This window comes from Roseburia lenta, assembly GCF_014287435.1.
In the GTDB taxonomy this organism is placed as follows: domain Bacteria; phylum Bacillota; class Clostridia; order Lachnospirales; family Lachnospiraceae; genus Pararoseburia; species Pararoseburia lenta.
This window is the reverse complement of the sequence record NZ_JACOPG010000003.1, coordinates 404,137-420,865: the sequence shown is the minus strand read 5'-3', so window position 1 is coordinate 420,865 and position 16,729 is coordinate 404,137. Positions and strand designations below refer to the sequence as shown.

The 16,729-nt window shown below is 46.2% G+C and carries 11 protein-coding genes; 2 read left to right on the top strand and 9 right to left on the bottom strand.

Translation table 11 applies throughout. The annotated features are described in order from the left end of the window. Positions 1-18 precede the first annotated feature (18 nt). The 4 genes from H8R94_RS09310 to H8R94_RS09295 form a co-directional block, all read right to left on the bottom strand. A complete protein-coding gene (locus tag H8R94_RS09310; protein ID WP_186854492.1) occupies positions 19-2,475 on the bottom strand; it encodes a glycogen/starch/alpha-glucan phosphorylase in 2,457 nt (818 codons plus the stop codon). A gap of 32 nt (positions 2,476-2,507) precedes the next feature. After that, complete coding sequence (gene ileS / locus H8R94_RS09305; RefSeq protein WP_186854491.1) at positions 2,508-5,660, bottom strand: isoleucine--tRNA ligase; 3,153 nt, start codon at positions 5,658-5,660, stop codon at positions 2,508-2,510. A 363-nt stretch (positions 5,661-6,023) separates the two neighbouring features. Beyond that, positions 6,024-6,671: a DUF4190 domain-containing protein gene (locus H8R94_RS09300; protein ID WP_186854490.1), complete on the bottom strand. Its 648-nt coding sequence runs from the start codon at positions 6,669-6,671 to the stop codon at positions 6,024-6,026. Positions 6,672-6,686: 15 nt separating this feature from the next. Continuing rightward, positions 6,687-6,950 carry a hypothetical protein gene (locus H8R94_RS09295; protein ID WP_158575269.1) on the bottom strand — a complete coding sequence of 88 codons (264 nt, stop codon included), beginning with the start codon at positions 6,948-6,950 and terminating at the stop codon, positions 6,687-6,689. Positions 6,951-7,099: 149 nt separating this feature from the next. On the opposite strand from H8R94_RS09295, the gene H8R94_RS09290 reads away from it, so the two are divergent. Continuing rightward, positions 7,100-8,548 carry a nicotinate phosphoribosyltransferase gene (locus H8R94_RS09290; RefSeq protein ID WP_186854489.1) on the top strand — a complete coding sequence of 483 codons (1,449 nt, stop codon included), beginning with the start codon at positions 7,100-7,102 and terminating at the stop codon, positions 8,546-8,548. A gap of 47 nt (positions 8,549-8,595) precedes the next feature. On the opposite strand, the gene H8R94_RS09285 is transcribed toward H8R94_RS09290, so the two are convergent. After that, positions 8,596-9,618 (bottom strand): glycosyltransferase, encoded by a 1,023-nt coding sequence (locus tag H8R94_RS09285; protein ID WP_186854488.1) that lies wholly within the window; start codon positions 9,616-9,618, stop codon positions 8,596-8,598. Positions 9,619-9,684: 66 nt separating this feature from the next. Then, positions 9,685-10,779: an A/G-specific adenine glycosylase gene (gene mutY, locus H8R94_RS09280; protein ID WP_186854487.1), complete on the bottom strand. Its 1,095-nt coding sequence runs from the start codon at positions 10,777-10,779 to the stop codon at positions 9,685-9,687. A 242-nt stretch (positions 10,780-11,021) separates the two neighbouring features. On the opposite strand from mutY, the gene H8R94_RS09275 reads away from it, so the two are divergent. Next, positions 11,022-12,020, top strand: coding sequence for a CPBP family intramembrane glutamic endopeptidase (locus H8R94_RS09275; protein ID WP_186854486.1), 999 nt, complete (start codon positions 11,022-11,024; stop codon positions 12,018-12,020). A gap of 97 nt (positions 12,021-12,117) precedes the next feature. Here the strand turns inward: H8R94_RS09275 and H8R94_RS09270 are convergent, their stop codons facing one another. From H8R94_RS09270 to H8R94_RS09260, 3 genes are all read right to left on the bottom strand, one after another. After that, positions 12,118-12,921, bottom strand: a complete 804-nt coding sequence (locus tag H8R94_RS09270) for an enoyl-CoA hydratase-related protein (RefSeq protein WP_118281680.1) — start codon at positions 12,919-12,921, stop codon at positions 12,118-12,120. A 484-nt stretch (positions 12,922-13,405) separates the two neighbouring features. Continuing rightward, positions 13,406-14,215 carry a pyrroline-5-carboxylate reductase gene (proC, locus tag H8R94_RS09265; protein WP_186854485.1) on the bottom strand — a complete coding sequence of 270 codons (810 nt, stop codon included), beginning with the start codon at positions 14,213-14,215 and terminating at the stop codon, positions 13,406-13,408. Positions 14,216-14,288: 73 nt separating this feature from the next. Then, positions 14,289-16,520, bottom strand: coding sequence for a glycoside hydrolase family 3 N-terminal domain-containing protein (locus H8R94_RS09260; protein WP_186854484.1), 2,232 nt, complete (start codon positions 16,518-16,520; stop codon positions 14,289-14,291). Positions 16,521-16,729 lie beyond the last annotated feature (209 nt).

Sequence of the window (16,729 nt, the reverse complement as noted above, 5' to 3'; positions counted from 1 at the left end):
TGTGCGTAAAAATATTTATTATTTGTTTACTGTGATCTTATCCAAATGCCAGATATCATCCACATAGTCCTGAATGGTGCGGTCAGATGAGAACTTACCAACATTGGCAACATTTAAAAGTGCCTTCTTTGCCCATCCGGTCTCATCCATATAGGCTTCCATGACACGCTGCTGTGCCTCTGCATAAGAACGGAAGTCTGCAAGTACAAAATAGGTGTCCGCGTACTGCGTACACTGTGTATTCAAGAGTGAATTGTAAAGGTCACGGAAGAGTTCAGAATCGCTGCCACTGTAAAATCCGTTGACTAACTGGGTCAGGACTTTACGGATATCCTGATCATTGTTGAATATATCCATTGGGTTGTAATCACGGTTCTTCTCATGCGCAATGACTTCCTCTGCACTCATACCGAAGATAAAGGCATTTTCCTCGCCCATTTCCTCAACCATTTCCACATTGGCTCCATCCATGGTACCGATGGTCAGCGCGCCGTTTAACATGAACTTCATGTTGCCGGTGCCGGATGCCTCCTTACTGGCGGTAGAGATCTGTTCAGATACATCCGCCGCTGCAAAGATCCACTCTGCGTTGGATACGCGATAGTCCTCGATAAAGACAACTTTGATCTTGCCTTCGATACTCTTATCGTTATTGATGACCTCTGCCACATTGTTGATCAGTTTGATCGTCAGTTTGGCATTCTTATAGCCTGCTGCTGCCTTTGCGCCAAAGATAAAGGTGCGTGGATAAAATTCTTTTTCCGGGTGCTCCTTGATCTGGTTGTAAAGATACATAACATGCAAAATATTGAGCAACTGTCTCTTATACTCATGCAGACGCTTTACCTGCACATCAAAGATAGATCTCGGATCGACCTCGATGCCATTGTGCTCTTTGATATATTCTGCCAGGCGCAGTTTGTTCTGGTATTTGATGTTCATGAACTCATGCTGTGCCTTTTTATCATCCGCATAGAGTTCTAATTTCTTCATCTGGGACAGATCGGTGATCCATTCCTTGCCAATGTGATCTGTCACCCAGTCTGCCAAAAGGCGGTTTCCATGTAAGAGGAAACGGCGCTGTGTGATACCATTGGTCTTATTGTTGAATTTCTCCGGGTACATATCATAGAAATCTTTTAAAGACTGGGTCTTTAAGATCTCTGTATGGAGTTTTGCCACACCGTTGACAGAATAGCCTGCCGCAATGGCAAGATGCGCCATCTTGACCTGTCCGTCACGGATAATACCCATGCGGGCTACCTTACCCTCGTCTCCCGGGAAGCGGTTGCGGATCTCGATCTCAAAACGACGGTTGATCTCCTCAACGATCTGGTAAACTCTCGGCAGTAAGCGGGAGAAGATCTCGATCGGCCATTTTTCCAGAGCCTCTGACATGATGGTGTGGTTGGTATAGGCACAGGTCTTGGTCGTCACTTCCCAAGCCTGATCCCAACTCAAGCCCTCCTCATCCAAAAGCAGGCGCATGAGTTCTGCAACTGCCAAGGTCGGATGGGTATCGTTCATCTGGATTGTGACTTTTTCGTATAATTTACGAATGTCGTCATGATGCTTTTTGTAGCGGCAGAGAATACGCTGCAAACTTGCAGATACAAAGAAGTACTGCTGCTTTAGGCGGAGTTCCTTGCCATAGATATGATTGTCGTTCGGATAGAGAACCTCGACAAGATTGCGTGCCAGATTTTCTTCCTCGACTGCCTTATCATATTCCCCTTTGTCAAAGGAATCCAGACGAAAGACTTCCTTTGGCTCTGCATCCCAAATCATCAGGGTGTTGACCATATTGTTGTCGTAGCCGACGATCGGCATATCATAAGGAACTGCGATCACAGAAGAATATCCCTCGTGGATAAAGTGCAGGTTGCCGTCCTCGCCCTGCTCGGTTCTGACATAGCCGCCAAAACGGACTTCATGTGCATATTCCGGTCGCTTGATCTCAAACGGATAACCGTTCTTTAACCAGTTGTCCGGCACTTCTTTCTGGTAACCGTCCTCAATCTTCTGCTTGAACATACCATAGCGGTAGCGGATGCCACAGCCATATGCCGGATATCCCAAAGTAGAGAGGGAATCCATAAAGCAGGCTGCCAGTCTTCCCAGACCGCCATTTCCAAGTGCAGGATCCGGTTCCTGATCCTCGATCGCATTGATATCAAATCCCAATTCATCCAGACATTCTGAAATCTCATCATAGCAGCAGAGATTGAGCATATTGTTGCCCAATGCCCTGCCCATTAAGAATTCCATAGACATATAATATACGGTCTTGGGATCCTTTTTCTCCATGGTCTTCTGGGTCGCCAGCCAGTTGTCAATGACTTCGTCTTTGACTGCCAGCGCAACTGCCTGATAGACTTCCTGATCGTTTGCCTCCTCAAACTCCTTGCGATATAAGAGTTTGACATTTTCCTTGATCTGTTTCTTAAACGCTTTCTTGTCAAAAGTATGAACCATCTGCTCAGGCTCCTTTCTTCTCAGCAATCTCATTATTGTTTTGAAACTCCCAGAGTAACTTTCTCGCCATTGATGTTCCATTCTTTATTGTATTCGCCCTGGTCGCCTGCTGTGATCTCTGTTGCTAAAACTTCTTTCTTGATTGTATCACAGTTCTCGGCAAAGATGTGACCGACTTTTTCGGCTCCCTGATAGAATACCTTGATCTGATCCATAACTTCAAAGTCTGCTTCCTTACGCATGGTCTGGATCTTGCTGATCAACTCTCTTACAAATCCTTCTTCCAGTAATTCTTCGGTCAGGTTGGTATCCAATACCACCGTCATATCTGCATCGTTTTCTGTCACATAGCCCTCTTTCTGGGTCATGGTGATCAAAAGGTCTTCCTCAGAAAGTTCGATCGATGCATCTACCTCCGGCAGTCTGAGCACGCCATCAGCCTTTAAGCCTGCCATGGCAGCGTTGCCGTCCAGATCTGCAAGTGCCTGCTGGATGCCCTTTAAGAACTTGCCGTATTTTGGTCCTACGGTACGAAGCTGCGGCTTGAAGGTATAGGTAGTAAAGTCTGCCACGTCACCTGTAAAGGTCACTTTCTTGACATTTAACTCATCTGCAATGATATCCATATAGAATGCCGGCAGATCCTTTTCTGCCTTGACATACATCTGACCGATCGGCTGACGGTTCTTGATGTTGGCTGTATTTCTGCAGGCACGTCCCATAACGACGATCTTCAAAAGTTCGTCCATGTTGCTTTCCAGTTCCTTGTCGATCCATGCCTCATTAACAACCGGATAGTCGCACAGATGGATACTTTCCGGCGCTGCTGCATCAATGCTTCTGACAAGGTTCTGATAGATCTCCTCTGTCATGAACGGGATCATTGGTGCTGCTGCCTTACAGATGGTAACCAGACAGGTGTAAAGTGTCATGTATGCATTGATCTTATCCTGCTCCATGCCCTTTGCCCAGAAACGTTCACGGCTGCGGCGTACATACCAGTTGCTCATGTCATCAACAAAAGCATCCAATCCCTTTGCTGCCTCCGGAATACGGTAGTTTGCCAGATTGTCATCCACATCCTTTACAGCCGAATTGAGGCGGGAAAGAATCCACTTATCCATAATGGATAATTTGTCATATTCCAGTGTATATTTTGTTGCATCAAATTCATCGATATTAGCATATAGTACAAAGAATGCGTAGGTGTTCCACAGGGTTCCCATGAACTTTCTCTGACCTTCCTGTACCAGTTTGCCGGAAAATCTCTTCGGGATCCATGGTGCACTTGCTGTATAGAAATACCAGCGAATCGCATCTGCGCCGTAGGTCTCCAATGCATCAAACGGATCTACCGCATTGCCCTTGGACTTGGACATCTTCTGTCCGTTTTCGTCCTGTACATGTCCAAGTACGATAACATTTTCATAAGGTGCCTTATTGAAAAGCAGGGTGGACTCTGCCATCAGGGAATGGAACCATCCACGGGTCTGATCCACTGCCTCAGAGATAAACTGTGCAGGGAACTGCTGTTCAAATAAGTCTTTATTTTCAAATGGATAATGGTGCTGTGCAAATGGCATTGCTCCGGAGTCGAACCAGCAGTCGATAACTTCCGGTACACGGTGCATGGTCTTTCCACAATCCGGGCAGGTGAAGGTCACGGCATCGATATATGGACGATGGAGTTCTACTTCTGCTGCCTTTGGATCACCGGCACGCTCTGCCAATTCTGCACGGCTTCCGATACATTCCTGGTGTCCGCACTCACATTCCCAGATGTTGAGTGGTGTTCCCCAATAACGGTTACGGGAGATCGCCCAGTCCTGAATGTTTTCCAGCCAGTTGCCGAAACGTCCGCTGCCGATGGATTCCGGGATCCAGTTTACGGTGTTATTGTTGCGGATCAGATCATCCTTTACGGCTGTTTCCTTGATATACCAGGATTCTCTTGCATAGTAGATCAGTGGTGTATCACAGCGCCAGCAGTGTGGATAATCATGCTCAAACTTCGGTGCGGCAAATAACTTACCCTCTTTATCCAGATCGACCAATACATCCTTGTCTGCATCTTTGACAAACTTTCCGGCATAAGGTGTCTCTGCCGTCATCTCGCCCTTGCCGTCAACAAACTGTACGAAAGGCAGGTCGTAGTTGCGTCCGACATTGGCATCGTCCTCACCAAAAGCAGGAGCAATATGAACGATACCGGTACCATCACTCATGGTAACGTAGGTATCACAGGTCACGAAATGTCCCTTTTTGTTCTGCTTTGCAGCGGCTTCTGCTGCACATGCATAGAGGGCTTCGTATTCCTTGTACTCCAGATCCTTACCGGTCATGGTCTCCAAAACTTCGTATGCCTTCTCGTCATCCTTTGCCAAAGTTCCGAGAACCTTGTCCAAGAGTGCTTCTGCCATGTAATAGGTATAACCGTCTGCTGCCTTGACCTTGCAGTAAGTCTCATTCGGGTTGACACAAAGTGCAACGTTAGAAGGCAGTGTCCAAGGGGTCGTTGTCCATGCCAGGAAATAAGCATCTTCGCCTACGACCTTGAAACGGACGATGGCAGAACGCTCCTTAACCAACTTGTAGCCCTGCGCTACTTCCTGAGAGGAAAGCGGCGTGCCGCAACGAGGGCAGTAAGGCACGATCTTGAAGCCCTTGTAAAGTAGCTTTTTGTTCCAGATCTCTTTTAATGCCCACCATTCGGACTCGATAAAATTGTCATCATAGGTAACATATGGGTTGTCCATGTCTGCCCAGAAACCAACCGTGCCGGAGAAATCTTCCCACATGCCCTTGTATTTCCAAACAGATTCCTTACACTGCTTTATGAAAGGCTCCATACCGTATTCTTCGATCTGCTCCTTGCCGTCCAGACCCAGTTTCTTTTCTACTTCGATCTCGACCGGAAGACCATGGGTATCCCATCCAGCCTTACGAGGAACATACTTGCCCTTCATGGTCTGATAACGAGGGATCATATCTTTGATGGTACGTGTCTCTACATGACCGATATGCGGCTTGCCGTTGGCTGTTGGCGGTCCATCATAAAAGGTGTAAGTCTCTCCCTCTTTTCTATTCTCCATGGATTTCTTGAAAATGTCATTGTCACGCCAGAATTTCTCTGTGGCTTTTTCTCTCTCAACAAAGTTGAGTTCCGTGTTGACTTTCTTGTACATAGTCGACTTCCTTTCTATCATTTCTTATTCTGAACAAATGCAGTGCATAAAAGAAAAAACTTCCGTCCGTATAGGACGAAAGTTTCGTATACCACCTATAACGCTGTACTTAAAAGTGCCCCGCACCTTTGCATACATGTTCTCTGTAACGTAGAGACTCACGGCTTTCCTACCAGATAAACTCCTTCAGTCCGCTGCTAAGAAGTGATCTTCCACAGATAGATACTAATATCGGCTCACACCATACCCGACTCGCTCGACGTTCTCACCTCTGCGTACTGTCTTCCTCAACGCATTTGTCAAATCATATTTCGTTAAAAATTATACTTAGTGTAGATGCGTTTGTCAAGGATTGCCGGCGAATTACAGCGTATCGTCTTCTCCGTTCATATCAATGCCATACTGCTCAAAGAACTGCTGCATGTCCTCGTCATCTTCAAAATCATTCTGCATTTCTTCCTGCATCATATCCATAAATGCTGCATTACTGAACAAAAGCCCCCATGTGATAACTAAAAGTACCACTGATATGACAGCCGTCGCGATACCACCGATTGCCATGCCCTTTTTCTCACAGGTAACAATCTGGATCACACCAAAGACGATCGCCAGGATGGCTAAGATCACATTGACGCCACTGCAAAAACAAAGCAGGGATATGATACCAAGGACTAAGGATGCCACGCCAAAGCCTACACCCAGTTTCTTGCCATTTGGTCCCACCTGCGGTCCGGTCTGCCCGTTGGTATATGGATTGCTATTGTAGGAATACTGGTTATTCTGTCCACTGCCTCCATAAGGGTTTCCGTTATTCTGACCGGCATTTCCGTAAGGATTTCCATATGGATTGCCATATGGGTTACCATTGACACTTCCCTGATTGCTTCCGTATGGATTGCTTTGATTACCGTATGGATTGTTGTTCGTTCCATTGTCTCCGTATGTATTACCAGAATGTTCTGATGTATTTTCTGTAGTCTCGTCTTCAAACATATGCTCGTTATTATCCATGATGCTCCTCCAAATCTATTTGTGTAAGTCGATGATGTTATAATATATGCCCATGGTCCCGACAAGTAAAATAAAAAATGCCAGATACACGCCTGCACATATATAAGCCGTCACGACCATACCATTTTTACCAAAATGTTTTTGCACATAAATCCCAAGAACGATCGCAGCCACTGCAAAGACCATCCCCACATACCAATAACAGACCAGACATGGTGCCAATATGCCACATATCATGCTGATGACCGATAAAATTGTAGATAATTTCTGATCTTTCATATGCTTCTTATGCCCTCTGGAATTTGCTTTTAATCTTACCACTTAATCTTTCAAAATGCCATCCCTCATTTTTTCTTCCTTATTTTTATAAATTGGATTATAATGTAAGACAATTATACCATTTGTAAAAGAAGAAAAGGGGATATTTCATGAGCACATTGAATTTGACCCTGCTGACAGATCTGTATGAAATGACCATGATGCAGGGATATTTCAAAAACAACAACAATCACACCGTTGTATTTGACGCTTTCTACCGCACCAATCCTTCGGGTGGTGGCTATGCCATCTGCGCCGGAGTGGAACAGGTCATTGAATATATTGAGAACCTGCATTTTGATGCGGATGACATCAACTACCTGCGCGGACTGCACATCTTTGATGAGGACTTTCTCGCCTATCTGGCAGACTTTCATTTTTCCGGTGACATCTATGCCGTGCCGGAGGGTTCTGTCATTTTCCCGCGCGAGTCTTTGATCAAGGTCATCGCGCCGATCATGGAAGCGCAATTAGTTGAAACCGCCATTTTAAATATCATGAACCACCAGTGCCTGATCGCGACCAAGGCTGCCCGCGTCTGCTATGCGGCTGAGGGGGACGGCGTCATGGAATTTGGTCTGCGCCGTGCACAGGGCCCGGACAGCGGTACTTATGGTGCCAGAGCCGCCATCATCGGCGGTTGCAAGGGGACTTCCAACGTACTTGCCGGACAGATGTTTGACGTGCCGGTGCTTGGCACCCACGCCCATTCCTGGATCATGAGTTTTCCGGATGAATATACGGCATTCAAGGAATACGCAAGACTATATCCAAATGCCTGCACACTTTTGGTAGACACCTACGACACCCTTGGTTCCGGCATTCCAAATGCCATCCGCGTTTTCACGGAAATGCGCGAAGCAGGCATCAACCTGACCAATTACGGCATCCGTATGGATAGCGGCGATCTCGCCTATCTTTCAAAAAAAGTGCGCAAGATGTTAGATGATGCCGGATTTACCGATGCCATCATTTCCGCTTCCAATGACCTGGACGAGTATCTGATCCAGAGTTTGAAAAGTCAGGGAGCTACCATTACTTCCTGGGGTGTTGGGACAAACCTCATCACCTCCAAGGATTGCCCTGCTTTCGGCGGGGTCTACAAGTTAGCAGCCATTGCTGATGATCAGGGAGGCTTTATCCCTAAGATCAAATTATCTGAAAACACCGAAAAAGTGACCAATCCGGGAAATAAGACCTTCTTCCGTATCTATGATAAGGAAAGTGGCAAGATCAAAGCCGATCTGATCTGTCTTCACGATGAAACCTTTGACACCGATCAGGATATGAAACTCTTTGATCCAAACGAGCCTTGGAAAAAGACGACCCTGCCCGGTGGGTCTTATACCATGAAAGAAATGCTCGTTCCTGTGATCTGCCAGGGCAAGCGTGTCTATGATACCCCGCCTGTTATGGAGATCCAGAAGATCTGCAATCAGGAAAAAGAGACCCTATGGGAAGAAAACAAGCGTTTTACCAACCCGTCCAAGATCCATGTGGATCTGTCACAGAAATTATATGATATGAAGCAGTCCCTCCTCTCTGAGATGAGCCGCTAAAAGGAGCAAAAAAGCAGTAGTGAAAAATCCTTCACTACTGCTTTTTCTTAATTAAATCCCATAAAACGCTGTGAGATCTTGTATGCTTTTACAGATAAGTAACGACCAAATCTGCCCGGCAGATTCATGGCATGCCCCAGTGCACCCCAGCGCAGATGATGATAAGTGCGCGGATCCTTATCCTTGATGTATTTCCAAAGATCTTTGACCTTTTTCAAATTGACCGGATCATTGGATACATAGCCGATACAGGTAGAAACAACCGTGATCGTCTCCAGATAGGAAAGCATATACTCACGCAGATGTTCTTCCTCGATCTGCCACAGGTCATAAGCATCCACCATACGCTTGTTGACATACAACTGCTGGTCGATACGTTTGATCATGTTCTTTTCGTTGACCGACTGTCCGTCACGTCCTATGTAATAACGATAAAAATCTACATTCAGATAATACAGTGTCTTTACAAACGGCAATGGCTCATACACAAAGAGGTTATCAACATAAAAGGTATGTTTTGGCAGTTCCAAGTGACAATCACGAAGCAACTGCGTGCGATAGGTCACGGAATGCATCAAAATAGAAAATCCCTTGATGTTATGCTTCATATCATGCCAGCCCATGATCCTCTCCTGCGGGAAAAGCAGGGTGTAAAACATGGTGCGCTGATGATGATAATCGCCCTCGATCTTTTCATAGACATAATTGGTCAAGAGCATATCCACAAGCGTATCGTCTGCAACGAATTTCTTCAAAGTCTCCAAGACCCTCGCGTAGGCATCCACATCCACCCAGTCATCACTGTCAACGACCTTAAAATAAATACCGCTGGCATTGGCAAGTCCGGTATTGACTGCGCAGCCGTGTCCACCGTTTTCCTGATGAATTGCTTTGATGATGGTCGGATATTTCTCGGCATAAGCATCCGCAATCTCCGCCGTGCGATCACTGGATCCGTCATCTACAATAATAATCTCAACATCTTCTCCACCCGGGAGCAATGATTCTATACATTTTGACATATAGCCTTCCGAGTTATAACACGGAATGGCAAAGGAAACTATCTTCATGTTTCTTCCTCCTAACAACCGTCTCTTATTATATACACAAAACTTTTGTAAAATAAAGTATTTCTTTTAGTCCATCCGGTGCAAAGCAATAAATTCCGCATATTTATCAAAGGCTGACGGGATCGCATACTCCTTTCGGGTCTTATCGATATCAACCAGCAAGTAGTCCTGTGGCCCCTTGGAAAGATCCTCATCCTGCTGGAAACTGTCGACATCTGCCACCTGTATCAAGAAGCCCTGCATAAGCCATTCAATATGAGAAAAAATATGTTTTGCCTCCGGCAGTTTCTTGATCTGCAAGGGAGCCAGATTTTGTCCGCGCACAAAGGCAAGCGCTTCTTCCTCCGTCAAATATCCCTCGATATTAGGCAGTTCGTACAGTCCTGCCAAAAGTCCCTTGGAAGGGCGTTTCCGCAGAACGATCTTTTGTCCATCCTGTATCAGAAGGACGGTTTTCTCCTCGATCCGTCTGGGTTTTGCCTTGGTCTTGACCGGCAGACGGTCGTAAGTATCGTTTTTATATGCCAGACAAAAAGGCTGCCAGGGACAAAGATCACATTTTGGCTGTCCATTGGGTATGCAAACCAAGGCTCCGATCTCCATCAATGCCTGATTAAAGGCTCCTGCCTCCTTGGGCATAATCTGGGAAAGCTGCGCCGTCATGCGCTTTTTTGTTGCATCTTTTAAAATGTCGCTGTCATCCTGACTGACGCGCGATAAGATACGGAGTACGTTGCCATCCACCGCCGGCACCCGCTCATCAAAGGCGATGGAAGCGATTGCCCCCGCTGTATAGGGTCCGATGCCGGAAAGCGCCACGATTCCATCATAGGTCTGCGGCATCTGACCACCATATTCTGCACAAATGGTCTGCGCCGCCTTTTGCATATTGCGGACGCGATTGTAATAGCCCAAGCCTTCCCACAGTTTCAAAAGTGGGTCCTCCTGACACTTTGCCAGTGCCTCGATGGTCGGCAGGGCTGTCATAAAGCGCTCGTAATAGGGGATCACGGCTTCCACACGGGTTTGCTGTAACATGACCTCCGAAACCCAGATATGATAGGGATCTTTATCTTTTCGCCACGGAAGGTCGCGCTTATTTGCCTCATACCAGGTCAGGGTCGGCTCTACCAAAACCGATAAATCTGTATTTTCTATCATCTTCTATCCTATTATAACAGGACTGGTCTGCCTGTTATACTTTCTGTCATAAATTGCACATTCTGTCTCTTGATCTGATTTCTTGTACCTAGTATAGCATATCCCCGCCTACCTTGGTCGGACTTCCATAATTTTTCAAACAATCTTAAGAAATTTTAAGAGTTGGCGGAATAATAGACACGTCAAACAAAATGTGTAATACTATACTTATAGTTTTTAGATAGCACACGGAGGACAAACATATGAATACAGAGACCCGCAGACATTTTTCCCGCATCGGCATAGCCTACTTTATCGGTGCACTTCTTTTTGCCGGTGTCCGCACCTTGACACCGCTCGCCCTTACACATCTGGCGCCCACGCTCGCCGCAGATCAGACCCTGAGTTTTCTGATTTCTATGCTGACAACCTATATCATCGCCGTGCCGCTCATGATGCTTGTCATCAAGCGCGTTCCAAAAGAAGGCAGCATCCAGCCTTGTACCATGACCGGCAAACAGTGGATCGTCACCTTTCTCATCTGCTATGCCGGCATGTACCTGGCAAACATCGCCGGAAATATCATCACCAATATAGTCGGCAATCTCAAGGGTTCCACCGTCACGAATGAGATCGTGGAGACAGCCCTTGCAAATGCAGCCTGGGTCAATATCCTTGTTATGGTGCTGCTTGCGCCTGTCTTAGAGGAGTTGCTTTTCCGTAAGATGCTTATTGACCGCACCATCAAATACGGCGAGGGCATTTCCGTTTTGATCTCCGCCCTCTTCTTCGGACTTTTCCACGGCAATCTCAACCAGTTTGCCTATGCCTTTGTGATCGGCGGCGTTTTTGCCTTTGTCTATGTCAAGACTGGCAATGTCAAATACACCATCTATATGCATATGCTGGTCAACTTCCTCGGTTCCGCCGTCAGCATGGGACTTCTAAAACTGTCTGGTATGGATCAGTTGGCGCTTGCCGCCACAGATCCCGAAAAGATGGCTGATGTCTCTTACCTGACCAATATCTTTATGTCGCATCTGAGCGGTATGTTACTGCTCTGCCTCTATGCACTTGTGCTGATCATTCTGGTGATCGTAGGCATCGTATTATTCTTTAAAAATATCAAAAAGATCCACCTGCTGACCTCGCCGAACAGCGTTGCTCCCGGCGCACGCTTCCGGACCTATTTTCTCAATGGCGGCATGATCCTTTTTATCGTATGGTGGCTGGTCCAGATCATCTTGCAATTACTGATGTAAAAGATATGTCAGAGATATGTCAAAAAGACCATGGTACTTTACAAAGCACCATGGTCTTTTTTCATGTCATTTTATGTATCGTTTGTCAATTTGCTTTTTAGAAGTCTGTCAGATCTGCTGCGCGTCTTTCCAAAAATGCAGTCATGCCTTCTGTCTTATCATGTGTAGAACATGCCACACCAAAGAGGTTTGCCTCCATCTCTACAGCATTCTTGATGTCCATGTCATAGCCGTTGTTGATCGCAGCCTTGGCAACAGATACTGCATAACTTCCCTTGCTGCAGATCTTCTTAGCCATTGCTTTTGCGGTATCCATGAGTTCTTCCTTGGCAACAACCTTATTTACCAGACCGATGCGGTATGCTTCCTGTGCATCAACAGAGTCACAGGTAAAGATCATTTCCTTTGCACGTCCCATACCAACCAGACGAGCCAGACGCTGGGTTCCGCCAAATCCAGGAATGATACCAAGGCCTGTCTCCGGCTGACCGAAACTAGCGTTTTCAGATGCGATACGGATATCACATGCCATGGAAATCTCGCATCCACCGCCAAGAGCAAAACCATTGACAGCAGCGATCGTAACCTGACGCATATTCATCAACTTGAAGAATGGAACAGATGCTCTCATACCAAAGGCTCTTGCTTCTGCTGCGCTAAAGTTGACCATCTCTGCGATATCAGCCCCTGCTACAAAGGACTTGAACTCATTGCCCTTCTTATCAGGACCACCGGTCAGGATCAGAACCTTGACATCATCTCTAGCCTCGATCTCTGTCAGTGCTACATTTAATTCGTCCAATGTCTCACTATTTAAGGCATTGAGGGCTGCCGGACGGCTGATGGTCAGGACAGCGATTTCATCTTCTACGTCTAATTTTAAATTTTTGAATTCTCCCATGTTTCTTTCCTCCTCGATTGACGACAGATCAAATTATCTGTCAATTATCACTTATCCTCACTATACTACTTTGATAATTTTTTGTCAATCTTATTTAGAGGTTATTTGGGATATTTCTGATATGCCCATGTCAGCACCGATAAAGATGGTTTCGTGATACCAAGTTTTTCAAAGAAAGCGTGCATGCCGCCATTGAGCAAGACCAAAAGAATTGGCAAGAGGGCTATGAATTGTGTTGCTGATACTCCATGACTAGTTCATCTGCCAAATACGCATCACTCATGCAATGCATAAAAGAAGCGCGTTCTGCTGACGAACGCGCTCGTTCTGATGCTCTTTTACTCTTACAAAGTCACAAAGATTGACTCTTAATCCCCATCAATTTTGCATTTTGATTGAGGGACATTCTTGGTTCCGTAGCATTGATCGTTGCGATAGCAACGCCAGCATACTTTAGCCATCGAAAACTGCTTTCCAGTAAATCTTATTCCTTACTCATATCCCTTGACTTCTGCACGCATGCCCGCTGTGCCTCGATCACAGAGGAACGCAGTCCCGATTTTTCCAACTCGGCTACGGCTGCAATGGTCGTGCCACCCGGTGAACAAACAGCATCTTTCAAAACGCCCGGATGCTCTCCTGTTTCTAATACCATCTTGGCTGCCCCAAGGACAGACTGGGCTGCAAATTTATAAGCCTGCTTTCTTGGCATGCCGTCGGCAACTGCAGCATCCGCCATTGCCTCGATAAACATATAGACATAGGCAGGGGAAGATCCGCTCACGCCAACAACGGCATCCATCATAGTCTCCGGCACGATCTCTGCCTTGCCAAAACTTTCAAAGATTGCCATGACTTCCTGCAATTCTTCCGGGCTGATCTTTTCATTCGGTGTCACGGCACTCATTGCCTCACCCACCAGTGCCGGTGTGTTTGGCATAGAACGCACCAGTTTGATCTGCCGTCCAAACAGATCTGTAATGGACGCCAGTGTCTGTCCGGCTGCGATCGATACGACCACCTGACCTTCTTTACAGACATCCCGGATCTGTGGGATCACCGTGGCAAATACCCCCGGCTTTACGGCAAGGAATAAAATATCTGCCTTTCTTGCCACCTCAGTATTGTCCGTCGTTGCAACAATGCCAAGTTCCTTTTCTATTTTTTCAACCGTTTCCTTGGTCTTTGCAGATGCCAGGATCTGCGACGGCGCATAAAGCCCTGCCGCGATCATGCCGCCCATGATGGCTCTGCCCATATTTCCACTACCGATAAATCCAACTGTCTTTGCCATATTGTCCTCCTGCTTTTTATCATTTGCTCCATTTTACCACATTTGCCGTTTGATTTGAATGGCATGAAAAAGCCTAATAAGTCAACCCAAAGTTCAGTTCGTAATAATTACCTGCTGCATCACGATATGCGTATGCCCTTCCATTCTCATCTTTGAGTTCATCCGGCATATACAGATCCTTGTCATAGCCCGGCACATCATTCGGGCTGATACACCTGCCATCTGCTCCCACTTTGATGACGGCATCATTCTTTGGGAAGGTGATCGGAAGTTTACCCGTCGGAGCATATTTGCCAAAGATCACATCCATGATTGCCTCATCATAGGTATCAAATCCGACCGTAAGCGCATCTGAAATTGTCTCCACATTTCCCAGTTCCCATGCAAGCGTCACATTGACATTGGATACGACCTTTCCGCCATGTGCATGGATACTTGCGGCGATTTTCTGCAGACGCTTCATACCGCTGACTGTCGTTTCCTTATGAGTCGTAGCAAGCGGTCTACAATTCTCATCCACATCGCAGACTTCCTTATCCTCGCAAAGATCCAACTCCAGATAGCCCGGTGTTGCAGAAAAATATGCGCCGGATGACGGATGCACCATCAGGATCGCAAGATCGGCTTCCTCGTAGGAGTCTGTCAACGTGCCATAACCTGCTACCAGTTCCCGCAAGGTCTGGTTTTCTTTTTTTGCCTGTTCTTTATTCTTATAAAATGCCTCAACATAAATCTTTTTACCGTTTGCATCATATGGTAAAGTTCCATCATTTTTCAAAAGTACAACAGACTTTCTGTGCACCAGTGCTGCCGCTGTCCGGTCAGTTTCATCTGCAATGACACGCTCTGCCTCAGCCGCATCTCGGTAAGGATCTTCAAACATGCCAAGGGCAAACATTTCTGTCAATGTGCGTATCACAGCTCGGTCAATGGATGCATCTGTTAAGATAAGGTCTTCTTTTACAAAGCCCTCCGGCACTTCATGACTGTCGTAATAGCCATTTTTGCCCCTCTCATAGGCTTCCATGGCAAGGTCATTGTCAAACAGACCGCTGATCAGGTCAACACCGGACTGCGTCACAGCAAAACCAATACGCTCCGGCTTATCCAGTGCCTCTACGCCCCAGCACATATTGTGCACGATACCGGTGTCGGAATTGATATAGCCCTTGAAGCCCATCTGTCCACGCAAAATGGTATCAATAAAATATTTGTTATAAGCAAATCCGTAAGGAGCAAAATCAATATCCTGTCCTTTTGGATCCTGTTGCACAAAACTTTTTTCCTTCGAAGGCTTTGAGTAATATGGCATGATAGACGCTGCATTGTGGCGGATTGCCGGGTAAAATCCCTTGATATGGTATTTCTCCAGACTGCCCTCTGTTGCATAGACATTCCACTGTCCGGCAGCATAATGCGGATCAAAGCCATTCTCTCTTGCTCCGCCACCCGGAAAATGCTTGACTGTCATGGCTGTTCCATCGAAACCTGCCCCATCTGAACCATTTTGAATGGCAGGAATCAAATGATCAAACGTTTCCTCAATCAATGCCGGATCCTCACCAAAAGTGCCATAAGTTCTCTGCCATCTTGGATCGGTCATACAGTCTGCCATATACATATAGCCCTTGCGAAGACCGCATGCATTCCATTCACGATTGATAATCTGTCCGAATGTATCAATGACATCAAAATTGCCGTCTCCCTTAACTGCTGCTGCAATGCCAAGAGTTCCCGGCCAGGTTGCGAACACACCGGCTGCATCATTCATACCAAAAACAGGCTCGGCATTTTCATTTCGAGAATTGGATACGACCTGTACCGGTACAAAATGATCGCACTCCTCTGCCACTGCCTGTAACTGGTTCAAAAAATCTACCAGATCGGTAGGCGTTGGGTTTGCACGCAGGATCAGATGTCTGGAAAACCAGTCCTTTAACATCGTCTCCGTGCCCGGTAAATGTTGCTCGCCGAAAATGGTTTTTCCATCTAACTGCCCGTTATCTAAAACACCGGATTCATCCAACTGTGGCTGATAACCCTCTACGCCACACGGATATTTTCCCATACGCCAGTCCGAGATAAACAATTGGGCTATTTTTTCCTCTAAGGTCAGTTCCCTGACATATGCCTCGGCTCTCTCCTTTGCCGGCAGACGCCAGTCATCAAAAGGCTTGAACTGTCCGGAGCCATCGATATCCTTAAAATATAGGCCATCTTTTTCAATCAGACGGTCTGTTACCATGGAAATATCCGGTCCGTTTTCATTTTTATATCTTTTTAAAATTTCACTTGCTTTTTGCATATTGTCCCTCCTGCTTCACACATATGACGCACGGTAAGTTCTTGTTCTGTCTCCCGATTGACCAACACGGCGCGCCAAAAATATTACATATTTTAATGCAATTTTCTCATCTGAAACAAGTCCTATTTTGCTGTTTTTGGTATGATTTTTGTATAAATTTGTTCTTTTGCAAAAAGAAAAAGCCGCATTCTTACGAACACGGCTTAGAA